The sequence below is a fragment of the Streptomyces sp. NPDC047315 genome (assembly GCF_040643215.1).
Lineage (GTDB): Bacteria > Actinomycetota > Actinomycetes > Streptomycetales > Streptomycetaceae > Streptomyces.
The window spans coordinates 1-21431 of sequence record NZ_JBEYTZ010000027.1 but is presented as its reverse complement, the minus strand read 5'-3'; the positions used below and the strand labels follow the sequence as shown (position 1 = coordinate 21431).

General features: G+C 71.4%; 19 protein-coding genes. 13 read left to right on the top strand and 6 right to left on the bottom strand.

Annotated features, from left to right (window positions below; all coding sequences use genetic code 11):
* Window positions 1-80: 80 nt before the first annotated feature.
* The 6 genes from ftsZ (at window position 81) to ABZ842_RS27835 (ending at window position 5026) form a co-directional block, all read left to right on the top strand.
* Entirely contained in the window at window positions 81-1280 is a 1200-nt protein-coding gene (ftsZ, locus tag ABZ842_RS27860; protein WP_361542353.1) for a cell division protein FtsZ, read from the top strand.
* Window positions 1277-2041 (top strand): peptidoglycan editing factor PgeF, encoded by a 765-nt coding sequence (pgeF, locus tag ABZ842_RS27855; RefSeq protein WP_361542350.1) that lies wholly within the window; start codon window positions 1277-1279, stop codon window positions 2039-2041. The genes ftsZ and pgeF overlap by 4 nt, the downstream gene beginning before the upstream one ends.
* Window positions 2038-2760: a YggS family pyridoxal phosphate-dependent enzyme gene (locus ABZ842_RS27850; protein WP_361542347.1), complete on the top strand. Its 723-nt coding sequence runs from the start codon at window positions 2038-2040 to the stop codon at window positions 2758-2760. The genes pgeF and ABZ842_RS27850 overlap by 4 nt, the downstream gene beginning before the upstream one ends.
* 140 nt (window positions 2761-2900) lie before the next feature.
* On the top strand, window positions 2901-3518 hold the full coding sequence (sepF, locus tag ABZ842_RS27845) for a cell division protein SepF (RefSeq protein ID WP_361542344.1): 618 nt from the start codon (window positions 2901-2903) through the stop codon (window positions 3516-3518).
* Between the two features lie 70 nt (window positions 3519-3588).
* On the top strand, window positions 3589-3879 hold the full coding sequence (locus tag ABZ842_RS27840) for a YggT family protein (protein ID WP_361542341.1): 291 nt from the start codon (window positions 3589-3591) through the stop codon (window positions 3877-3879).
* A 64-nt stretch (window positions 3880-3943) separates the two neighbouring features.
* Window positions 3944-5026: a DivIVA domain-containing protein gene (locus ABZ842_RS27835; protein WP_361542338.1), complete on the top strand. Its 1083-nt coding sequence runs from the start codon at window positions 3944-3946 to the stop codon at window positions 5024-5026.
* 209 nt (window positions 5027-5235) lie between these two features.
* Here ABZ842_RS27835 and ileS read toward each other — a convergent pair whose 3' ends face one another.
* Window positions 5236-8373 (bottom strand): isoleucine--tRNA ligase, encoded by a 3138-nt coding sequence (gene ileS, locus ABZ842_RS27830; RefSeq protein ID WP_361542335.1) that lies wholly within the window; start codon window positions 8371-8373, stop codon window positions 5236-5238.
* Window positions 8374-9001: 628 nt separating this feature from the next.
* Here ileS and ABZ842_RS27825 point away from each other — a divergent pair.
* The 5 genes from ABZ842_RS27825 (at window position 9002) to ABZ842_RS27805 (ending at window position 14263) form a co-directional block, all read left to right on the top strand.
* Window positions 9002-9883: a TraR/DksA C4-type zinc finger protein gene (locus ABZ842_RS27825; protein ID WP_361542332.1), complete on the top strand. Its 882-nt coding sequence runs from the start codon at window positions 9002-9004 to the stop codon at window positions 9881-9883.
* Between the two features lie 57 nt (window positions 9884-9940).
* Window positions 9941-10594 carry a signal peptidase II gene (gene lspA, locus ABZ842_RS27820; protein WP_361542329.1) on the top strand — a complete coding sequence of 218 codons (654 nt, stop codon included), beginning with the start codon at window positions 9941-9943 and terminating at the stop codon, window positions 10592-10594.
* Window positions 10595-10661: 67 nt separating this feature from the next.
* Window positions 10662-11603 carry an RluA family pseudouridine synthase gene (locus ABZ842_RS27815; protein WP_361542326.1) on the top strand — a complete coding sequence of 314 codons (942 nt, stop codon included), beginning with the start codon at window positions 10662-10664 and terminating at the stop codon, window positions 11601-11603.
* A 292-nt stretch (window positions 11604-11895) separates the two neighbouring features.
* Window positions 11896-13482, top strand: a complete 1587-nt coding sequence (locus ABZ842_RS27810; protein WP_361542323.1) for a Na+/H+ antiporter — start codon at window positions 11896-11898, stop codon at window positions 13480-13482.
* 37 nt (window positions 13483-13519) lie between these two features.
* Complete coding sequence (locus ABZ842_RS27805) at window positions 13520-14263, top strand: SDR family oxidoreductase (protein ID WP_361542320.1); 744 nt, start codon at window positions 13520-13522, stop codon at window positions 14261-14263.
* A 49-nt stretch (window positions 14264-14312) separates the two neighbouring features.
* Here the strand turns inward: ABZ842_RS27805 and ABZ842_RS27800 are convergent, their stop codons facing one another.
* On the bottom strand, window positions 14313-15446 hold the full coding sequence (locus ABZ842_RS27800; protein WP_361542317.1) for a mechanosensitive ion channel domain-containing protein: 1134 nt from the start codon (window positions 15444-15446) through the stop codon (window positions 14313-14315).
* Window positions 15447-15469: 23 nt separating this feature from the next.
* On the opposite strand from ABZ842_RS27800, the gene ABZ842_RS27795 reads away from it, so the two are divergent.
* Window positions 15470-16039 carry a dienelactone hydrolase family protein gene (locus tag ABZ842_RS27795; protein ID WP_361542314.1) on the top strand — a complete coding sequence of 190 codons (570 nt, stop codon included), beginning with the start codon at window positions 15470-15472 and terminating at the stop codon, window positions 16037-16039.
* Between the two features lie 45 nt (window positions 16040-16084).
* Here the strand turns inward: ABZ842_RS27795 and ABZ842_RS27790 are convergent, their stop codons facing one another.
* The 4 genes from ABZ842_RS27790 to ABZ842_RS27775 form a co-directional block, all read right to left on the bottom strand.
* Window positions 16085-17728, bottom strand: a complete 1644-nt coding sequence (locus ABZ842_RS27790) for an alkaline phosphatase D family protein (protein WP_361542311.1) — start codon at window positions 17726-17728, stop codon at window positions 16085-16087.
* A gap of 172 nt (window positions 17729-17900) precedes the next feature.
* Window positions 17901-18713 (bottom strand): DsbA family protein, encoded by an 813-nt coding sequence (locus tag ABZ842_RS27785; RefSeq protein ID WP_361542308.1) that lies wholly within the window; start codon window positions 18711-18713, stop codon window positions 17901-17903.
* A gap of 151 nt (window positions 18714-18864) precedes the next feature.
* Entirely contained in the window at window positions 18865-19557 is a 693-nt protein-coding gene (locus tag ABZ842_RS27780; protein WP_361542305.1) for a hypothetical protein, read from the bottom strand.
* A gap of 93 nt (window positions 19558-19650) precedes the next feature.
* Window positions 19651-21009, bottom strand: coding sequence for a DUF2252 domain-containing protein (locus tag ABZ842_RS27775; protein WP_361542303.1), 1359 nt, complete (start codon window positions 21007-21009; stop codon window positions 19651-19653).
* Window positions 21010-21327: 318 nt separating this feature from the next.
* Between ABZ842_RS27775 and ABZ842_RS27770 the strand changes: the two genes are divergently transcribed.
* A partial coding sequence (locus ABZ842_RS27770; RefSeq protein ID WP_361542608.1) for a PHP domain-containing protein occupies window positions 21328-21431 on the top strand: 104 nt, incomplete at its 3' end.

Genomic DNA, 21431 nt, shown 5'->3' with positions numbered 1-21431 from the left:
GACCGTCCCATCGGCATCCGTCGTCGCGGCGCGCAGAGCGCACCATGACGACACGTATTTCGAGGCGAGAGGCCTTCGACGTGGCAGCACCGCAGAACTACCTCGCAGTCATCAAGGTCATCGGTGTCGGCGGCGGTGGTGTCAATGCCATCAACCGAATGATCGAGGTCGGCCTCAAGGGCGTTGAGTTCATCGCGATCAACACCGATGCGCAGGCCCTGTTGATGAGCGACGCCGACGTCAAACTCGACGTCGGCCGCGAACTCACCCGCGGCCTCGGCGCCGGAGCCAACCCCGCCGTCGGCCGCAAGGCCGCCGAGGACCACCGCGAGGAGATCGAGGAGGTCCTCAAGGGGGCCGACATGGTCTTCGTCACCGCGGGCGAGGGCGGCGGCACCGGCACCGGCGGCGCCCCCGTCGTGGCCAACATCGCCCGCTCGCTGGGCGCCCTGACGATCGGTGTGGTCACCCGCCCCTTCACCTTCGAGGGCCGGCGCCGCGCCAACCAGGCCGAGGACGGCATCGCCGAGCTGCGCGAAGAGGTCGACACCCTCATCGTCATCCCCAACGACCGACTGCTGTCCATCTCGGACCGCCAGGTCAGCGTGTTGGACGCGTTCAAGTCCGCGGACCAGGTCCTGCTCTCCGGCGTCCAGGGCATCACCGACCTCATCACCACCCCCGGTCTGATCAACCTCGACTTCGCCGACGTCAAGTCCGTGATGTCGGAAGCCGGCTCGGCCCTGATGGGCATCGGCTCGGCCCGCGGCGACGACCGCGCGGTGGCCGCCGCCGAGATGGCCATCTCCTCGCCGCTGCTGGAGGCGTCCATCGACGGCGCCCGCGGGGTGCTGCTCTCCATCTCCGGCGGCTCCGACCTCGGTCTCTTCGAGATCAACGAGGCCGCCCAGCTGGTGAGCGAGGCCGCCCACCCCGAGGCCAACATCATCTTCGGCGCGGTCATCGACGACGCGCTCGGCGACGAGGTGCGGGTCACGGTCATCGCCGCCGGCTTCGACGGCGGTCAGCCGCCCGCCCGCCGGGACAACGTCCTCGGCTCGTCCTCCGCCAAGCGCGAGGAGCCGGCGCCGGCGCCCTCGCGCCCGGTCGAGACCCCCCGCCCCTCCTCTTCCCTGGGCGCGGTGCCGGTCCGCGAGGAGCCCCCGGTCGAGCCCGCCCCGGTGCCCGAGGCCAGCACGCAGGCGCCCCAGGTCCCGCCGACCCGCACCTACAGCGACACCTCGGCCGAAGAGCTGGACGTACCGGACTTCTTGAAGTGACCGTGCAGCACGACGCGATACACGAGAGCGGCGCGCACTTCGCCTTCACCGACCGGTGGGGCGGGGTGAGCGCCGTTCCGTACGAAGAGCTGAACCTCGGCGGCGCGGTGGGCGACGACCCCGCGGCCGTCGTCACCAACCGGACGATCGCCGCGAAGGAACTGGGGCTCGACCCCGAGGGCGTCGTCTGGATGAACCAGGTCCACGGCCGGGACGTCGCGGTGGTCGACGGCCCGTGGGGCGAAGGCCCGATCCCCGCCGTCGACGCGCTGGTCACCGCCCGACGCGGGCTCGCCCTCGCCGTGTTGACCGCGGACTGCACCCCCGTCCTGCTCGCCGACCCCGTCGCCGGAGTCGTCGGCGCCGCCCACGCGGGCCGCCCCGGCATGGTCGCCGGAGTGGTGCCCGCCGCCGTCGAGGCCATGGTGTCCCTGGGGGCGCGGCCCGAGCGGATCGCGGCCCGCACCGGCCCCGCGGTCTGCGGCCGTTGCTACGAGGTGCCGGCCCCGATGCGGGCGCAGGTGGCCGAGGTCGAACCGGCCGCCTGGTCCGAGACGAGCTGGGGCACTCCGGCCGTGGACGTCACCGCCGCGGTGCACGCCCAGCTCGCCGCGCTCGGGGTCACGGACCGTCAGCAGTCCGACGTCTGCACCCTGGAGTCCCGGGACCACTACTCGTACCGCCGAGACCGCGTCACCGGGCGGCTGGCCGGATACGTCTGGCTCGCGGAGTCGGACGCCCCTGGGGCAGGAGAGGCATGACGGACCGTCGCGGCGAACTCGCCGCAAACCTGGCATCGGTGGAGGAACGCATCGCCGCCGCCTGCGCTTCGGCCGGGCGGAAGCGGGAGGAAGTGACGCTGATCGTCGTCACCAAGACCTATCCCGCGAGCGATGTGCGCATCCTCCACGAACTCGGTGTACGCCATGTGGCCGAGAACCGCGACCAGGACGCGGCGCCCAAGGCCGCCGAATGCGCCGACCTCGACCTCACCTGGCACTTCGTCGGACAGTTGCAGACCAACAAGGTCCGTTCCGTGGTGCGCTACGCCGATCTGGTGCAGTCGATCGATCGAGTAAGACTTGTCACAGCGCTCTCCGCCGCGGCGGAGAAGGCCGGCCGTGAGGTCGGCTGTCTGATCCAGGTCGCCCTGGACGCAGAGGAGGGCGCCGTCCGCGGTGAGCGCGGCGGCGTCGCGCCGGACGGGATCGGGGAGTTGGCGGACGCGGTCGAGGCCGCGCCGGGGCTGCGCCTCGGCGGACTGATGACCGTAGCGCCGCTGGTCGGACCCTACGAGGGCCGGCCGCGGGCGGCCTTCGAGCGGCTGGTGGAATTCTCATCACGCCTGCGCGCGGGGCATCCTGCTGCAACGATGGTGTCCGCGGGGATGAGTGGAGACCTCGAAGATGCCGTGGCGGCGGGGGCGACACATGTGCGCGTCGGCACTGCGGTACTCGGAGTCCGTCCCCGGCTCGGGTAACGTCGCGAAGCAGGTCGGACCACAGCAGAAAATATGGTCATTCCCGCCAAGAAGCGGGCATGCCACGTGGATCGCGGACACTTGGTGACACTGCAACAACGGCGAGACGGCGATCCACCTCAGAGCGGAGGACTCAGAGCATGGCCGGCGCGATGCGCAAGATGGCGGTCTACCTCGGCCTCGTGGAGGACGATGGCTACGACGGCCGGGGCTTCGACCCCGACGACGACTTCGAACCCGAGCCGGAGCCCGAGCGGGACCACCGGCGGCACCAGCCGCCGCACCAGATGGAGCGGGAAGAACCGGTGCGCGCGACGCAACCCCCGGCGCAGCGCGAGCCGGTGGCGCACGCCGCTTCGCTTCCCGCGGAATCCGGGCGTCCGGCCCGCATCGCCCCCGTGGCGTCCATCACACCAGAACGTCCGAGCCTGGAGAAGAACGCACCGGTGATCATGCCCAAGGTCGTGTCCGAGCGGGAGCCGTACCGCATCACCACGTTGCACCCGCGGACCTACAACGAGGCCCGTACCATCGGGGAACACTTCCGTGAGGGCACCCCGGTGATCATGAATCTGACCGAGATGGACGACACCGACGCGAAGCGACTTGTCGACTTTGCCGCGGGGTTGGTCTTCGGTCTCCACGGGAGTATTGAACGGGTGACTCAGAAGGTCTTCCTCCTCTCGCCTGCTAACGTCGATGTCACGGCGGAGGACAAGGCCCGTATCGCAGAGGGCGGATTCTTCAACCAGAGCTGAGACACGACATCGGACGAACCCGGCCTTGCAGGTCGGGGGCACGTGAGCACAGGGGAGAGGGAAGCGCGGAATGGGTGTCGCACTAGAGGTGGTCTACATCGCGCTGGTGTGCTTCCTGGTCGTGCTGGTCTTCCGGCTAGTCATGGACTATGTCTTCCAGTTCGCACGTTCATGGCAACCCGGGAAGGTGATGGTGGTCATCCTTGAGGCCACCTACACTGTCACCGATCCACCGCTCAAGCTTCTTCGGCGGTTCATCCCGCCGTTGCGTCTCGGGGGCGTGGCACTCGACCTGTCCTTCTTCGTTCTGATGATCATCGTCTACATCCTGATCTCCATCGTGGGAAAGTACGCGGGGTGAGCGGGGTAACTGTGGACGATACGGTCTTGCCGACTGCCGACGACTACGTAGAGGTGAAGAAGAGATGCCGCTGACCCCCGAGGACGTGCGGAACAAGCAGTTCACGACCGTCCGCCTCCGAGAAGGCTATGACGAGGACGAGGTCGATGCCTTTCTCGACGAGGTGGAGTCCGAACTGACCCGCCTGCTTCGCGAGAACGAGGACCTGCGCGCCAAGTTGGCCGCGGCGACCCGAGCGGCGGCGCAGAACCAGCAGCAGGGCATGCGCAAGGGGCCGGAGCCGCAGGACCAACGGCCCGGGGCCCCGGTGCCCGCTGCCATATCGGGCCCCCCGGTCCAGCAGCAGCCGCCGCAGCAGATGGGCCCGCCCCAGCTGCCCGGTGGTGCACCGCAGCTGCCGGCCGGTCCCAGCCACGGCGGCCCGATGGGCGGCCCCGGTCCCATGCAGGGCGGCCCCATGGGCGGTCCGATGGGTCAGATGCAGGGTGGTCAGATGCAGGGCGGTCCCATGGGCGGCCACCCGCAGCAGATGCCCGGTCAGGGCGGCCCCGGTGGCGACAGCGCCGCCCGGGTCCTCTCGCTGGCGCAGCAGACCGCCGACCAGGCGATCGCCGAGGCCCGTTCCGAGGCCAACAAGATCGTCGGCGAGGCGCGTTCGCGCGCCGAGGGCTTGGAGCGGGACGCCCGTGCCAAGGCCGACGCCCTGGAGCGGGACGCGCAGGAGAAGCACCGCGTCGCGATGGGTTCGCTGGAGTCGGCCCGCGCCACGCTGGAGCGCAAGGTCGAGGACCTGCGGGGCTTCGAGCGCGAGTACCGCACCCGGCTGAAGTCCTACCTGGAGAGCCAACTGCGTCAGTTGGAGACCCAGGCGGACGACTCGCTGGCCCCGCCGCGGACGCCTGCTGCGGCATCGCTGCCGCCGTCGCCGTCGATGGCTTCGGCCGGCGCCCCCTCCATGGGCCACTCCATGGGCGGCGCCCCGTCCATGGGTTCGCCGATGGGCGGCAGCCCGTCGTACGGCGGACAGCAGCAGATGGCTCCCGCGATGACCCAGCCGATGGCCCCGGTCCGCCCGCAGGCGCCGCAGCCGATGCAGCAGGCGCCGTCGCCGATGCGCGGTTTCCTGATCGACGAGGACGACAACTGACAGCCGCGCGATGACGACTCCGTAGTCGTCGGCAGTCAGTCCCAAGGGCCGGGCCCGGACACTCTCTGTCCGGGCCCGGCCCTTTGGCGTGCCGTACGGACGCGCGTTGACGCCGGGACGACGAATGCCCGCGACGACGAACGCTCGCGACGACGAACGCCCCGCCCACCTTCGAAGAGGGGGCGGGGCGTTCGTCGCGTCGAGCGGGGTCAGACCTTGCGCAGGTGGAAGGTGAGGGACAGCGGCTCGTCCGTGAAGGCCGGGCCGTACGAGTCGTCCGCGGCCGACCGGGTGAAGTCGGCGGCCAGCACCTCGTCCGCGATCAACGTGCTGTGCTCCGTGAGGGCCTGCGCGGTCGACGGGTCGTCGGCGGCCCAGACGACGGCGATGCGGTCGGCCACGTCCAGGCCGCTGTTCTTGCGCGCTTCCTGGATGAGCCGGATCGCGTCCCGGGCCAGTCCCGCGAGCCGCAGCTCGGGGGTGATCTCCAGGTCGAGGGCGACCGTCGCACCGGAGTCGGACGCCACGGACCAGCCCTCGCGCGGGGTCTCCGTGATGATGACCTCGTCCGGGGCGAGCGTCACCGTCTCGCCGTCGACCACCAGGCTCGCCTCCCCGTCACGCAGCGCCAGCGCCAGCGCGGCGGCGTCCGTCTCGGCGATCGCCTTCGCCACCGCCTGGACGCCCTTGCCGAACCGCTTGCCCAGCGCCCGGAAGTTGGCCTTCGCAGTGGTGTCCACCAGCGAGCCGCCGACCTCGGACAGGGACGCCAGCGAGGAGACGTTCAGCTCTTCGGTGATCTGGGCGTGCAGCTCGGGGGAGAGGGCGTCGAAGCCGGTCGCCGCCACCAGCGCACGGGACAGCGGCTGCCGGGTCTTGACCCCGGACTCCGCCCGCGTCGCCCGGCCCAGCTCGACCAGCCGGCGCACCAGCGCCATCTGCCGCGACAGCGCCTCGTCGACCAGCGCCGCATCGGCCTTCGGCCACTCGCTCAGGTGGACCGACTCCGGGGCGTCCGCGGTGACCGGGACCACCAGGTCCTGCCAGACCCGCTCGGTGATGAACGGGGTCAGCGGGGCCATCAGCCGGGTGACCGTCTCGACCACCTCGTGCAGGGTGCGCAGCGCAGCCGCGTCGCCCTGCCAGAAGCGGCGTCGGGAGCGTCGTACGTACCAGTTGGACAGGTCGTCGACGAACGCGGACAGCAGCTTGCCGGCGCGCTGGGTGTCGTACGCCTCCATCGCCTCGGTGACCTGGTCCACCAGTGCGTTCAACTCGCCGAGCAGCCAGCGGTCCTGGACCGGGCGGTCGACCGGCGCCGGGTCGGCGGCGGAGGGGGCCCAGTTCGAGGTGCGGGCGTACAGCGACTGGAAGGCGACGGTGTTCCAGTACGTCAGCAGCGTCTTGCGGACGACCTCCTGGATCGCGCCGTGTCCGACCCGGCGGGCCGACCACGGGGAGCCGCCGGCTGCCATGAACCAGCGGACCGCGTCCGCGCCGTGCTGGTCCATCAGCGGGATCGGCTGGAGGATGTTCCCCAGGTGCTTGGACATCTTGCGGCCGTCCTCGGCGAGGATGTGGCCGAGGCAGACCACGTTCTCGTACGACGACTTGTCGAAGACCAGCGTGCCGACGGCCATCAGCGTGTAGAACCAGCCGCGGGTCTGGTCGATGGCCTCCGAGATGAACTGCGCCGGGTAGCGCTTCTCGAACAGCTCCTTGTTCTTGTACGGGTAGCCCCACTGCGCGAAGGGCATCGAGCCGGCGTCGTACCAGGCGTCGATGACCTCGGGGACGCGGGTCGCCGTGCCGCCGCACTCGGGGCAGTCGAAGGTGACGTCGTCGATGAAGGGGCGGTGCGGGTCGAGCGCGGTCTGGTCCGTGCCGGTCAGCTCGGTCAGCTCGGCGCGCGAGCCGACGCAGGTGAGGTGGTCGTCGGCGCAGCGCCAGATGGGCAGCGGGGTGCCCCAGTAGCGGTTGCGGGACAGGGCCCAGTCGACGTTGTTGTTGAGCCAGTCGCCGAACCGGCCGTGCTTGACGGAGTCCGGGAACCAGTTCGTCCGCTCGTTCTCCTCGATCAGCCGGTCCTTGACCGCGGTCGTGCGGATGTACCAGGACGGCTGTGCGTAGTACAGCAGCGCGGTGTGGCAGCGCCAGCAGTGCGGATAGCTGTGCTCGTAGGGGATGTGGCGGAAGAGCTTGCCGCGGGCGTCGAGGTCGGCGGTCAGCGCCTCGTCGGCCTTCTTGAAGAAGACGCCGCCGACCAGCGGCACGTCCTCCTCGAAGGTGCCGTCGGGGCGGATCGGGTTGACCACCGGCAGGCCGTAGGCGCGGCAGACCTTGAGGTCGTCCTCGCCGAAGGCGGGGGACTGGTGGACCAGACCCGTGCCGTCCTCGGTGGTGACGTAGTCGGCGTTGACGACGTAGTGCGCGGGGGCGGGGAACTCGACCAGGTCGAAGGGGCGCTCGTACGTCCAGCGCTCCATCTCGGCGCCGGTGAACGACCGGCCGGTGGCCTCCCAGCCCTCGCCGAGGGCCTTCTCCAGCAGCGGCTCGGCGACGACGATCCGCTCCGTGCCGTCGGTGGCGACCACGTAGGTGACGTCGGGGTGGGCGGCGACGGCGGTGTTGGACACCAGGGTCCACGGGGTCGTCGTCCACACCAGCAGCGACGCCTCGCCCGCGAGGGGGCCGGAGGTGAGCGGGAAGCGCACGTACACGGACGGGTCGACGACCGTCTCGTAGCCCTGAGCCAGCTCGTGGTCCGACAGGCCGGTGCCGCAGCGGGGGCACCAGGGGGCGACGCGGTGGTCCTGGACCAGCAGCCCCTTGCCGAAGATCTCCTTCAGCGACCACCAGACGGAGTCGATGTACTCCGGCTTCATGGTCCAGTACGCCTCGTCGAGGTCGACCCAGTAGCCCATGCGGTCGGTCAGCTCGGCGAAGGCGTCGGTGTGCCGGGTCACCGACTCGCGGCACTTCTCGTTGAACTCGGCGATGCCGTACGCCTCGATGTCCTGCTTGCCGGAGAAGCCCAGCTCCTTCTCGACGGCGAGCTCGACCGGCAGTCCGTGGCAGTCCCAGCCGGCCTTGCGGGCGACGTGGTAGCCGCGCATGGTGCGGAAGCGGGGGAAGACGTCCTTGAAGACGCGGGCCTCGATGTGGTGGGCGCCGGGCATGCCGTTGGCGGTGGGCGGGCCCTCGTAGAAGACCCACTCGGGGCGGCCCTCGGACTGGGCGAGGCTCTTGGCGAAGACCTTGTTCTCGCGCCAGAAGTCGAGCACGGCGTGCTCCAGCGCGGGCAGGTCCACCTGGGCGGGGACCTGGCGGTACTGGGGGGGTGTCATGGGCGAACTCCTCCGGCGGACAGACTCTCTTCCGTCGGAGGGACGAGAGCGGTCGGCTCCCGCGGTACCACCCTCCTTGACGGCGCGCGGCGCGCCGTCCCCTCATTGGGGCGCGAAGCCGGGTCTAGTCGCCGCGGACGGGTCCGCGGCTTTCTTCCGGCGGCTCCGGGGTGATGCTTCACGTCGCGCTCGTCCCCCGGGCTCGCACCGTCCCCGGGTCGCTCATGGCTGCGTACGACGCTACTCGGCCCCATCGTCGCCTTTCGCTCAGCCCAGTGTAAGCGCCTCGGAGGGCCCCGGCCGACCGGATATCGGGGCGGCCGGGACGGGGGCCGGCGCCGGTGCGCGGGGTCGGTGCGGACGTGACCCGAACGGGCCAGGGGCGCATCGGGTCCGCGACGGCGGGCGGCGCGGGTGCCGTACGGGAGGCGTGCGGGTGCCGTCAAGGGGCGGATTACGGGGCGGGGGACCGGGCACAACGGATGAAGGCCCGTTTCACCGAGACCTAGGTGCGAGACCGAGGTGGTCGATATGTGGCGGCGTGCCCCGTTTGCCGCGGAGCTGGGGTCGATTTATCGTCCCAGCACGATTCGCGAGCAAGATCACAATATGTGAAGGGGCCGCGGCCATGGTGGCGAAGAAGACCGCTGCGAAGAAGAGCGCTGCGCAGGAGGCCGTGGCCGGGGCGGCGGCTGACGCGCCGCGGGAGGGCGCGGCGGACGGGGCCGGCGCGGAGGGGTCCGCGGGGCAGGAGCCCGTCGCCCGAAAGGCGGCGGCGAAGGCCACCAAGAAGGCGCCGGCGAAGAAGGTCGCTGCGAAGAAGGCTGCTGCGACAAAGTCGGCAGTGAAGAAGGCAGCGTCCAAGAAGGCAGCGCCCAAGAAGGCCGCCGCAAAGACTGCACCGGCCAAAACGGCTGCGGTCAAGAAGGCTGCGGTCAAGAAGGCTGCGGTCGAGGAAGCGCCGGCGAAGAAGACCGCGAAGAAGGCGGCCAAGAAGGCAGCCGAGAAGTCTCCGAGGCAGACAGGAGCCGGGAAAGTGGGAGCGAAGAAGACCGTGGCCCTCGACGGGGGCCCCACGGCGGTGCCCACCGCGCGCGATGCGGCGGCCCCCGCGGAGGAGCTCGCCGTACGTCCGGGCGAGGAGCCCTGGACTCCGGAGGAGGTCGCGGCGGCCCGTGCCGAGCTGACCGACGACGTCGCCCGGCTCACCGCCGAGCTGACCGCCTCCGAGGCGGCCCTCGCGGGGCTGATGCGCGACTCCGGCGACGGCGCCGGTGACGACGACGCCGACACGGGCACGAAGAACATCACCCGCGAGCACGAGCTGGCGCTGGCGGCGAACGCCCGGGAGATGCTGGAGCAGACCGAGCGCGCCCTGCTGCGGCTGGACGCCGGCACGTACGGCATCTGCGAGAACTGCGGGAAGCCGATCGGCAAGGCCAGGATGCAGGCGTTCCCGCGCGCCACCCTGTGCGTGGAGTGCAAGCAGAAGCAGGAGCGCCGGGGCTGAGTCCGGACGTGTGACGTACCCTCGTGCTCAGTCAGGCACCTAGGTTGAGGGACTCACGTGGCAGAGGCGGAGCGCATCATCGGTACGCCGGAGGACGGGGCCGAGGACGGAGCCCGGAGCGGGGCCGACAGCGGTGCTGATAGCGGTGCCGAGGCCGGTGCCGGAACCGGTGCTGACAGCGGTGCCGACGGCGGCGGGGCCGAGACCCCTGCGGAGCGGCCCCGGGGCAAGCGGAAGATCGCCGTGCTCGTCAGCGTCGCCGTGGTCGCGTACCTGATCGACCTGGTCAGCAAGATGATCGTGGTGGCCAAGCTGGAGCACCAGCCGTCGATCGAGGTCGTCGGGGACCTGCTCAAGTTCACCGCGGTGCGCAACCCCGGCGCGGCCTTCGGGATCGGCGAGGCGTTCACCGTGATCTTCACCGCCATCGCGGCGACGGTGATCATCGTGATCGTCCGGCTGGCCCGCAAGCTCTACAGCCTGCCGTGGGCCATCGCGCTGGGTCTGCTGCTGGGCGGGGCGCTCGGCAACCTCACGGACCGGATCTTCCGCTCCCCGGGGGTCTTCGAAGGGGCGGTCGTCGACTTCATCGCGCCGGCGCACTTCGCGGTCTTCAACCTCGCCGACACCGCGATCGTCTGCGGCGGCTTCCTGATCGTGATCCTCTCCTTCCGGGGGCTCGACCCGGACGGGACCGTCCACAAGGACTGAGGCCCGGTCCGGCCTTGCTTGCCCGCCTGCACGACGTGCGTGCACGCAAGCAAGGCATACTCAACGGGTGAGTACGCTTCCCGAGATCCGCACCCTGCCCGTACCCGACGGCCTGGAGGGCGAGCGCGTCGACGCCGCCATCTCCCGCATGTTCGGCTTCTCCCGCACGAAGGCGGCGGAGCTGGCCGCGCTGGGGAAGGTGCAGGTCGACGGCGCGGTCGTCGGAAAGTCCGAGCGGGTGCACGGCGGTGCGTGGCTGGAAGTGGAGATGCCGCAGGCGCCCGCACCGGTCCAGATCGTCGCCGAGCCCGTCGAGGGCATGGAGATCATCCACGACGACGACGACATCGTGGTGATCGTGAAGCCGGTCGGCGTGGCCGCGCACCCCAGCCCCGGGTGGACCGGCACGACCGTGATCGGCGGCCTCGCCGCGGCGGGCTACCGGATCTCCACGTCCGGAGCGGCCGAGCGGCAGGGCGTCGTCCACCGGCTGGACGTCGGGACCAGCGGGCTGATGGTCGTCGCGAAGTCCGAGCGCGCGTACACGCTACTGAAGCAGCAGTTCCGGGAGCGTACGGTCGACAAGCGCTACCACGCGCTGGTGCAGGGGCACCCCGACCCGCTGAGCGGGACGATCGACGCGCCGATCGGGCGGCACCCGAACCACGACTACAAGTGGGCCGTGACGGCGGAGGGCAAACCGTCGGTCACCCACTACGACCTGCTGGAGGCGTTCCGGGCGGCGTCCCTGCTGGACATCAAGCTGGAGACGGGCCGCACCCACCAGATCCGGGTGCACATGTCGGCGCACCGGCACCCGTGCGTGGGGGACCTGACGTACGGGGCGGACCCGACGCTGGCGAAGCGGCTGGGGCTGACGCGGCAGTGGTTGCACGCGGTGCGGTTGGGGTTCGAGCATCCGTCGGACGGCCGGTGGGTCGAGTTCGAGAGCGGATATCCGGCGGACTTGCAGGTGGCGCTGGACCGCATCGCGGCGGAGAGCGTGTAGCGAAGCGGGTGCCCTGCGGGCTGGCGGTGCGGGTGGCTTCTTCGCCGTTGCGCTGAAGGTACGTCGGCCTCTGCGGGCCGGTGGGGCTTGTTCGCGCAGCTCCGCCCCCTGTTCCCTGCGGGCACGGGGGGACCCCCAGCGCCCCTGATTCGCTTCCCCCGTCGGTCAGCTGCGGCCTGTTTGTCGCTCAGTTCCGGGCCGTGGGCGTCACGGTTGCTCAGGTGGTCACGGCACCGCCGCGTCCATGCGCCTGCGTCGTCGCAAAAGTGGGCGTACGGGGTATAAGGGGCGCGTGGATCAAGTCGCGCTTTTGTTGGGGCTGGTGCTCGGCGCCGTGGTGAGCGTGCCGTTGGGGGAGCGGCTCGATCTGCCCGCGCCGGTGTTGATGACGCTCGCCGGCGCGGGCGTCGCGTTCCTGCCCGTCGTACCGGACGTGGCGATCCCGCCGGAGTTCATCCTGCCCCTGGTGCTCCCGCCGCTGCTGTACGCCGCCGTGCAGCGCACCTCCTGGCGCCAGTTCACCGCCAACGTGCGCCCCATCCTCCTGCTCGCGGTCGCGCTGGTCTTCGTCACCACCGCGGCCGTCGCGTTCGTCGTCAACGCCGTCGTACCCGGTCTGCCGATCGCCGCGGCCGTCGCGCTCGGGGCGCTCGTCGCACCCCCGGACCCGGTCGCGGCCACCGCCGTCGCCGGGCGGCTCGGGCTGCCGCGCCGGCTGGTGTCCATCCTGGAGGGCGAGGGGCTCTTCAACGACGTCACCGCCATCGTGCTCTACCACGTGGCCATCGCCGCGGCCGTGAGCGGCACCTTCTCCTGGTCCGCAGCCGCCCTGCAACTGCTGCTCTCCGCCGTCGTGGCGGTGGTCGTGGGGCTGGTGATCGGATGGCTGTCGAACAGGCTGATGGGGTTCCTGGGGGACCCCACCCTCCAGGTCGGGCTCTCCCTGATGGTGCCGTTCGTGAGCTACGTCGTCGCCGAGGAGCTGCACGGCTCCGGCGTGCTCGCGGTCCTCATCACCGCGCTCTTCCTCGCCGAGCACGCCACCGACGCGGACGACGTGCTCGGCCGGCTCGCCGGGAACACCTTCTGGGGCATCGTGGACACCCTGGTCACCGGCGTCGCCTTCGGACTCATCGGGCTGGAGCTGCGCAACGTCTTCGGCACCGCCGACGGCCAGGTGCTGCGGATGCTCGGCTGGGGCGCGCTGATCACCGCCGTGGTGATCGGCGTACGGCTGCTGTGGCTGCTCCCGGCCACCTGGCTCGCCAAACGGCTGCACGGCAAACGGGACTACGACGAGGACATCCCGATGAGCTGGCGCGAGACCGTCGTCATGTGGTGGTCCGGCATGCGCGGCGTCGCCTCCGTGGCGCTCGCCCTCGCCATCCCCCTGACCACCGACGACGGCTCCCCCTTCCCCGGCCGGAGCGAGATCGTCTTCATCGCCTTCGTGGTGATCCTCGCCACCCTGCTGCTCCAGGGCCTGACCCTGCCCTGGCTGGTGAAACGGCTCGGCGTGCGCGCCGACGTGGACGCCGAGCGGGACCTGGAGCACGAGTTGGCGCTGCGCGCCGCCCGCGCCGCCCGGCACCGGCTGAAGGAGATCGAGGAGGTCGAGGAGTTGCCGGAGGAGGTCAGCGAGCGACTGCACCGGGGCGCGTACGAGGTGGGCGCCCGGATCAGCCCCGACATCGTCGACGAGGACCGGCGCGAGTGGTTCGCCCGGCGCACCGAGCGGGCGCGGACCGTCCAGCGCATCCAGCGCGAGATGCTGTCGGCCGCCCGCCACGAAGTGCTCGCCGCCCGCAGCGAGCCGGGCGCCGACCCGGAGGTCGTCGACCGCGTGCTGCGACACCTGGACGTGCGCAGCCTGCGCTGAGCCCCGGCCGGCCCCGAGGGCTCGTAGGATCCGCACCATGGCGCGCACCGTGGTGATCAGTGGCGGAGGAACGGGCATCGGGCTGGCGGCGGCGGAGACGTTCGCCGATGGCGGGGACCGGGTGGTGCTGCTCGGTCGGCGCGCGGACGTACTGGAGCGGGCCGCGGCCTCACTGCCCGGCGCCGCGCACTGCGCGGGCGACCTCGGCGAACCCGCCGACGTGCGCCGCGTCGCCGACTTCGTGGAGCGGGAGTACGGCACCGTCGACGTCCTCGTCCACAGCGCCGGCGGCACCGGCGGGGCCGTGCCCGACGGGCACGAGGACCCCCTGGACGACCTGCACGAGGAGTGGACGGTCAACTACCGGCTCAACACCCTCACCGCCGTACTGCTGACCGAGGCGCTCCAGGACCGGCTGGCCACGCCCGGCGGCCGGGTGCTCTTCCTCAGCTCCATCGCCGCCGCGCGCGGCTCGGGCCGACCGGCGTACGCCGCGGCGAAGGCCGCGCTCCACCCGTACGCCTTCCAGCTCGCCAGGGTCCTCGGGCCGCGCGGGATCACCGTGAACGTGGTGTCGCCCGGCTACGTCGAGGAGACCGACTTCTTCGGCGGCGACTTCCCCGCGGACCACCTGGCGGCCCTGATCGAGGAGACGGCCACGGGGCGCATCGGGCACCCGGGGGACATCGCCCAGACGCTGTACTGGCTGGCCTCCTCCGCGGCGGGCCACGTCACCGCCCAGGTCATCCAGGTCAACGGGGGCGCGGAGCACGGCCACTGAGCAGGGCTCAGCCCCGTCCCGTGCTCGCTCAGCCCCGTCCCGTGCTCGCTCAGCCCCGTCCCGTGCTCGGTCGGCTCGCGCCCGGAATCCGCACCTCGGACACCTCGGCGGGCACCTCGGTGGGCATCTCGTCGGGCCCCTCCTTGCGGGCCGCCGCGGGCGCCGTCGCGATCCGCGGCAGCGAGTACGGATGGTGCTCGTGCAGCCACGTCACCATCTGCTCCCGCACCGCGCACCGCACCGTCCAGATGTCGTCCGCGTCCTTCGCCGTGACCACCGCCCGGACCTGGATCGTCGACGGCGTGGTGTCGGTGACGGCCAGCGACCAGTCGCGCCGGTCCCACGCCGGATGCGCCTCGACGACCTCGCGCAGCTTCTGCCGCATCAGCTCCACCGGCGCCGAGTGGTCCAGGTGGAAGAAGACCGAGCCGGTCATCTGGGCGCCGCCGCGCGACCAGTTCTCGAACGGTTTGCCGGTGAAGTACGAGACCGGCATCGTGATCCGCCGCTCGTCCCAGGTGCGCACGGTCAGCGAGGTGAGGGTGATCTCCTCGACCGTGCCCCACTCGCCCTCCACGACCACCGTGTCCCCGATCCGGACCATGTCGCCGAAGGCGATCTGGAGCCCGGCGAAGAGGTTGCCGAGGGTCGACTGTGCGGCGACGCCCGCGACGATGCCGAGGACGCCGGCGGAGGCCAGCATGGACGTGCCGACCGTCCGCATCGCGGGGAAGGTCAACAGCATCGCCGCGACCGCGACCACGCCCACCACGGCGATCACCACCCGTTGGATCAGCGTGACCTGGGTGCGCACCCGGCGCACCCGCGCAGGATCGCGGGTCGCCGCGGCGTAACGGCTGTACGTGGACTCCACCACCGCCTGTGCGATGCGCACCACCAGCCAGGCCGACGCCCCGATCAGCACCAGCGTCAGCAGCTGACCGAACCCCTCCTCGTGGTCGTCGACCACTCCGATTCCGGTCTGCCGGTAGGCGCCTCTGAGCAGCCCGGCCGCCAGCACCACCTGCAACGGCGGACGGCAGCGGCGCAACAGGCCCCACAGCGGGGTCTCGGCGTGCCGGGAGTCGGCACGTCGCAGCAATCGGTCGACCAGCCAGCCCACGAGCAGCGTGAGCAGGAGCGTGCCGCCGAAGACGAGCAAGGGACGCAGCGTGTTCTCCATGCAGGGGAACGTAACCTGGCGGCATGAACATCATGCTCTTTCATTCCACATACGGTCTGCGACCGGCCGTGCACTCGGCCGCAGAGCGCCTCGAAGCCGCAGGTCACCGGGTGTGGACGCCGGACCTCTTCGAAGGCAGGACCTTCGAGACGGTCGAGGAGGGCATGGCCTTCAAGGAGGAGCTCGGCCAGGAGGAGCTACTGCGCCGGGGCATCGCCGCGTCCGCGCCGCACTCCGACTCCGGGCTGGTGTACGCCGGGTTCTCGCTCGGCGCGTCCGTGGCGCAGAACCTGGCGCTCGGCGACGAGCGGGCCCGCGGGCTGCTGCTCCTGCACGGCACGTCCGACATCGCCGACGACGCGAGCGTCGACGAGCTCCCCGTACAGCTCCACATCGCCGACCCCGACCCCTTCGAGCCGCACGACTGGCTGACCGCGTGGTACTTGCGGATGGGGCGGGCGGGCGCGGACGTCGAGGTGTACCGCTACCCCGGCGCCGGCCACGTCTACACCGACCCGGACCTGCCGGACTACGACGAGGAGTCCGCGGAACAGACCTGGCGCGTCGCCCTCGCCTTCCTCGACAGCGTCTAGCCACAGGCGGGCCGCAGACGCCGTCACCGCGCCGCCGTCACGGCGCTACCGCGCCGGTTCGCGGACGCGTTCGACCTTCTGCGTGCCGCTGAGCGTGCGGTACGAGCGCGCCCAGGAGGCCGTCGCGTCCGGCGCCGTACGGTCCGACAGGACGTAGTAGTCCATCTGGGAGCGCTCCGCGGTGACGTCGAGGACGCCGAAGCCGTGGCTGTCCATGTCCAGCCACTTCACATGGCGGTTGGCGCCCTTGATGGCCGCGCCGGCGACCAGGGACAACGTGTGCGGCGCCACGTTCAGCAGGTCGTTCAGGTTGTCGGACGACACCGACGTCACCACGAACTCCGTGGCCACCGAACCCGACAGCGGATAGGTCGCGGCCTTCCTCGGGACGTCGTTGGCCCAGGCCATGTGGATGTCGCCGGTGAGGAAGACGGTGTTCCTGACGGACCGCGTCGCGAGGTGTTCCAGCAGCTCCTTGCGGTCGTCCGTGTACCCGTCCCACTGGTCCACGCTGATCGCCAGGCCGCCTTCGGGCAGGCCCAACAGCTTGGCGACGGGGGCCATCAGATGCGTCGGCAGCGCGCCGAAGGCGACCGGGGAGATCATCACCGACGTTCCGACCAGCTTCCACGTCGCGTCGGACGCGGCCAACCCCGCCTTGAGCCAGTCGAGCTGCGCCCGGCCGGTGATCGTGCGGTCCGGGTCGTCCACCGCGCCGCTGCCGACCTTCGTCTGCTCGGAGCGGAAGGTCCGTAGGTCCAGCAGGTGCAGATCGGCCAGCTTGCCGAAGCGCAGCCGACGGTAGACCGTGCCCTCGGTGGACGCCCGTACCGGCATCCACTCGAAGTACGCGCGACGCGCGGCGGCGGCCCGGGCGCCGAAGTCCCCCTCGACGCCCGGAGTGTGGTTCTCCGCCCCGCCCGCCCAGGCGTCGTTGGCGATCTCGTGGTCGTCCCAGATCGCTATCACGGGGTGGGCGGCGTGCAGCGCCCGCAGGTCCGGGTCCGTCTTGTACGTGGCGTGGCGCAGCCGGTAGTCGGCCAGGGTGACGATCTCGTGCTCCGGCGCGTGCTTGCGCACCACCTCGTCCGGCTTCGGGTACGTCCCGGTGGCGTACTCGTAGATGTAGTCGCCGAGGTGGAGCACGGCGTCCAGGTCGCCGCGGGCGGCGAGGTGGCGGTACGCGGAGAAGTAACCGGCCTCCCAGTTGGCGCACGACACCACACCGAAGCGGAGCCGTGCGCCGGCGGCGTCCGCGTCCGCTGCCGGGGCGGTGCGGGTGCGGCCCACCGGTGAGGCGGTGCCGCCGGTGGTGAAGCGGAAGTGGTAGTCGGTGCCCGGGTGCAGCCCGCGGACGTCGACTTTGACGGTGTGGTCGGTGGCGGCCGTGGCCGTGGTCTCGCCGCGGGCGGTGACCCGGACGAACTCCCGGTCCTCGGCGACCTCCCACCCCACCGGGGTGTCAGGGCCGAGGCCCGAGCCGGGCAGAGCGTCGGCGGTCGGCGTGACGCGGGTCCACAGCAGGACGCCGTCGGGGAGCGGATCGCCGGAGGCGACGCCGTGCTGGAAGAAGTGGACCCGGGCGGCGGCCGGGGCCGCCGCGACGGTCGGCGCGGTGACGACGGCGGTGACGGCAGCGGCCTTGACGACCGTGCGGCGGCTGGGAGTTGACGGGAATCGACTGGTCACGGCCGAGCACACTACTCGCCGGTAAGGCGAATGGGAACGAGATCGGCGAGCGTCGTCGGGGGCGTGGCGCGACCGGGGGCGCTGCGCGGGCGGGCGAAGGCCCCGGGGCTCGGAAGCCCCGGGGCCGGTGTCGCTGACGGCGCGCTATGCGCGGTGACGGCGCGCGGTGGCGTCAGCCGGCCAGCGCCTTGTCGACCGCCGCACGGTACTGCTCCGCCGTCATCGGCGGGTCGTCCGTGCCCTCGGTGGTGACCTTCTTGTCGTCCATCTTCAGCGCCGGGGTGCCGCCCATCCCGCTCTTGTCGAACTTCGCGGACATCTTCATCGCCCAGGCGTCGAAGGTCCCGTCCTCGACGTTCTTCTTGAACGCGGCGTTGCCCTTGAGGGCCGGCACGGTGTCCGCGACCTCAAGGAGGTAGGAGTCCTTGGCGAACTTGTCGCTGCCCTGGGGGTGGAACTCCTTCGAGTACAGCGCGGCCTTGTAGTCGGAGAACGCCTCGGGGCTGACGTCCAGCGCCGCGCCCAGCGCGCTCATGGCGTTCTTCGAGCCCTCGCCCTGGTCCGAGTTGTCGAGGAAGGTGGCGCCGACGAACTGCACCTTGTACTTGCCCTCGGCGACGTCCTTCTTCATCGTCTCGCCGACGCTCTGCTCGAACGCGGCGCAGGAGGGGCACCGGGGGTCCTCGTAGACCTCCAGCGTCTTCTTCGCCTCCGGCTTCCCGATGACGACCGTGGTGCCGTTCGCACCGCTGGTGTTCTTGGGCGCGGTGACGTTCTTCTCGTCCTTCGCGGCCTCCCAGTGGTCCGGCTTGTTGGCCTCCATCACGGCGAAGCCGACGCCGGCGGCGAGCGCGAGCACACCGACCGTCGAACCGGCGACGATCAGCTGACGACGGACGCGGTCCTTCTTGACCTGTCGCTCGCGCTCCAGCCGCAGCCGCTCGCGGGCCGCTGCCTTGTTGGCCTTGTTGTTGCGTGCACTCATGCGGGATCACTCCATAAGGGACGTACGAGGTAAGGGGGGCTGGCGGGGGCGTGCCGACGTCAGGCCGGGCACCCGGGCGCCGCGCACCGGCCGTCCCTGACCGCGGCCCGGACGGGCCGAAGTTGACAGGGGGGTGCTGCGGCGGAGGGTGCTACGCGGCCAGGGCGAGGGACGCCGCCGGCTGCGGCGGGCCCCGGCGGCCGAGCGCGTGCACCAGCAGGAGGGTGCGGAAGGAGGTGTGCTGCGCGGTGGGGCGCGTCGGGCGCCGCACCGGGCGGTGCACCGCCACCGCGGCGGCCACCGCCAGCAGCAGCGGACGGAAGGCGAGCGCGCCCACCGACCGCACCAGGCGGGCCAGCGCCTCCTCGCCGCGCCACAGCCAGAGCGAGGCGAAGAGCCCCACCGAGACGTGGGCGGCGAGCAGCAGCCAGGGCAGCGCGGGGTCGGTGGCCGGCAGCAGGGCCGTGGCGCCGTCGCCCGCGGCGGAGACGCCGGGGAGCTGGGCGCCCACACCGCCCCCGCACAGCACGTCGAACCCGAGGGCCCGCAGCGATCCGGTGATCGGTCCGCCGGAGGGGCCGTAACAGACGTCCTGACTGCCGTTGAAGACGGTGTCGGCGGCGAGCTGCAGCGGGACCAGCAGCCCCGCGATCCGCCAGAAGCCGCGCTCGCGCCCCGAGAGGGCGTACGAGAGGAGGAAGACGCCGGCGGTCAGCGCGGCCACGGTGGACCAGGGCAGCGGCGCCCGGGAGAGCAGCACGTGGGACGCCGTGGACAGCGTCACGACCAGTGCCGTGAAGATCGCTGCCCGTAGCGCTCTGAGCTGCATTCCCGATACGTCCATCGTCTGCCGAGTGTGCCATGTCTTGCTGAGAGGAGTCTGAGAGGTGCCCGGGGGCCGCTGGCTGCGGGCCCCGGGGGCGGAAGGGCGGGGCCGTCAGAGGCCCGGTATGCGTCCGTTGCGGAAGAGGTCCACGAAGATCTGGTGGTCCCGCCGGGCGCGGTTGCCGTAGGCGTGGGCGAAGTCCACCAGCAGCTCCGGGAAGCCGTCCTCGTCGGCGGCGATCGCCGCGTCGATGGCCCGCTCGGTGGAGAACGGCACCAGGGAGTGGCCGCTCTCGTCGTCCGCGGCGCCGTGCATCGTGGCCGTGGCGCGGCCGAGGTCGGCGACGACGGCCGCGATCTCCTGCGGGTCGTCGATGTCGGACCAGTCCAGGTCCACGGCGTAGGGCGAGACCTCCGCGACGAGCTGGCCGGCGCCGTCCAGCTCGGTCCAGCCCAGCCACGGGTCGGCGTGGTCCTGGAGGGCGCGCTGGGAGATCACGGTGCGGTGGCCCTCGTGCTGGAAGTACTTCCGTACGGCCTCGTCCTCGATGTGGCGGGAGACGGCCGGGGTCTGCGCCTGCTTCATGTAGATCACGACGTCGTTCTCCAGGGCGTCGCTGTTGCCCTCCAGGAGGATGTTGTACGACGGGAGGCCGGCCGAGCCGATGCCGATGCCGCGCCGACCGACGACGTCTTTGACCCGGTACGAGTCGGGGCGGGCGAGGCTGGACTCCGGCAGGGTCTCCAGATAGCCGTCGAAGGCGGCGAGGACCTTGTAGCGGGTGGCGGCGTCCAGCTCGATCGAGCCGCCGCCGGCGGCGAAACGCCGCTCGAAGTCCCGGATCTCGGTCATCGAGTCGAGCAGCGAGAAGCGGGTCAGCGAGCGGGCGTCGCGCAGGGCGTCGAGCAGCGGGCCCTGGGCGGTGTCCAGGGTGAAGGGCGGCACGTCGTCGTCCGCGGCGCCGGTCGCCAGGGCGTGGATCCGCTCGCGGTAGGCCGCGGCGTAGATCCGCACCAGCTCGCTGATCTGCTCGTCGCTGAGGGCCTTGGTGTAGCCGATCAGGGCCAGCGAGGCGGCGAGCCGCTTCAGGTCCCAGGTGAACGGGCCGACGTACGCCTCGTCGAAGTCGTTGACGTTGAAGACCAGGCGGCCGTTGGAGTCCATGTACGTGCCGAAGTTCTCCGCGTGGAGGTCGCCGTGGATCCACACGCGGCTGGTCCGCTCGTCCAGGTAGGGCCCGGTGCCGATGGCGCGGTCGCCGCGGTCGGTGTGCTCCCGCTCCAGGTCTCCGTAGAACAGGCAGGCCGTGCCCCGGTAGAAGGCGAACGCCGAGGCCGCCATCTTCCGGAACTTGACCCGGAAGGCGGCCGGATCGGCGGCCAGGAGCTCGCCGAAGGCGGTCCCGAAGACGGCGAGGATCTCCTCGCCGCGCTCGTCGGCCGTGACCTCGGCGGGGTGCGGTACCGGCATCGCTGTGTGCCTCCTGCTGCAAGGGTGGAACGAAAGGACCCGGCCACCGCGGCCGGGCGGGGGCCCGCCGTACGGGCCTCGCTCTCCCCAACGTCCGGGGCGGCGCCCGAGTGCCCGTTCGACGAAGGCTTCGGGCGGCCGACGGAGGTCCCGCGAGGAGCGCGGGCCGAGGTCCCGGGCGGGGACGGGCCGAGGTCCCGGGAGGGCGCGAGGCGGAGGTTCCGCGAGGGGCGCGGGCGGCCCGCGACTGTCGGTCGCAAGTCGTAGACTTCGACGCTGTCACCCCAGACGTCCCGCGCCCCTCTGGAGGCCCCAGCCGTGACAAAGCCGCCCTTCACGCATCTGCACGTGCACACGCAGTATTCGCTGCTGGATGGTGCGGCGCGGTTGAAGGACATGTTCGCCGCGTGCAATGAGATGGG

What these genes read in the sequence shown, in the direction of transcription:
- ABZ842_RS27850 (WP_361542347.1), top strand. Translation starts at nt 2,038, where the DNA reads ATGACGGACCGTCGCGGCGAACTCGCCGCAAACCTGGCATCGGTGGAG.
- sepF (WP_361542344.1), top strand. Translation starts at nt 2,901, where the DNA reads ATGGCCGGCGCGATGCGCAAGATGGCGGTCTACCTCGGCCTCGTGGAG.
- ABZ842_RS27840 (WP_361542341.1), top strand. Translation starts at nt 3,589, where the DNA reads ATGGGTGTCGCACTAGAGGTGGTCTACATCGCGCTGGTGTGCTTCCTG.
- ABZ842_RS27835 (WP_361542338.1), top strand. Translation starts at nt 3,944, where the DNA reads ATGCCGCTGACCCCCGAGGACGTGCGGAACAAGCAGTTCACGACCGTC.
- ileS (WP_361542335.1), bottom strand. Translation starts at nt 8,373, where the DNA reads ATGACACCCCCCCAGTACCGCCAGGTCCCCGCCCAGGTGGACCTGCCC.
- ABZ842_RS27825 (WP_361542332.1), top strand. Translation starts at nt 9,002, where the DNA reads ATGGTGGCGAAGAAGACCGCTGCGAAGAAGAGCGCTGCGCAGGAGGCC.
- ABZ842_RS27805 (WP_361542320.1), top strand. Translation starts at nt 13,520, where the DNA reads ATGGCGCGCACCGTGGTGATCAGTGGCGGAGGAACGGGCATCGGGCTG.
- ABZ842_RS27800 (WP_361542317.1), bottom strand. Translation starts at nt 15,446, where the DNA reads ATGGAGAACACGCTGCGTCCCTTGCTCGTCTTCGGCGGCACGCTCCTG.
- ABZ842_RS27795 (WP_361542314.1), top strand. Translation starts at nt 15,470, where the DNA reads ATGAACATCATGCTCTTTCATTCCACATACGGTCTGCGACCGGCCGTG.
- ABZ842_RS27785 (WP_361542308.1), bottom strand. Translation starts at nt 18,713, where the DNA reads ATGAGTGCACGCAACAACAAGGCCAACAAGGCAGCGGCCCGCGAGCGG.
- ABZ842_RS27780 (WP_361542305.1), bottom strand. Translation starts at nt 19,557, where the DNA reads ATGGACGTATCGGGAATGCAGCTCAGAGCGCTACGGGCAGCGATCTTC.
- ABZ842_RS27775 (WP_361542303.1), bottom strand. Translation starts at nt 21,009, where the DNA reads ATGCCGGTACCGCACCCCGCCGAGGTCACGGCCGACGAGCGCGGCGAG.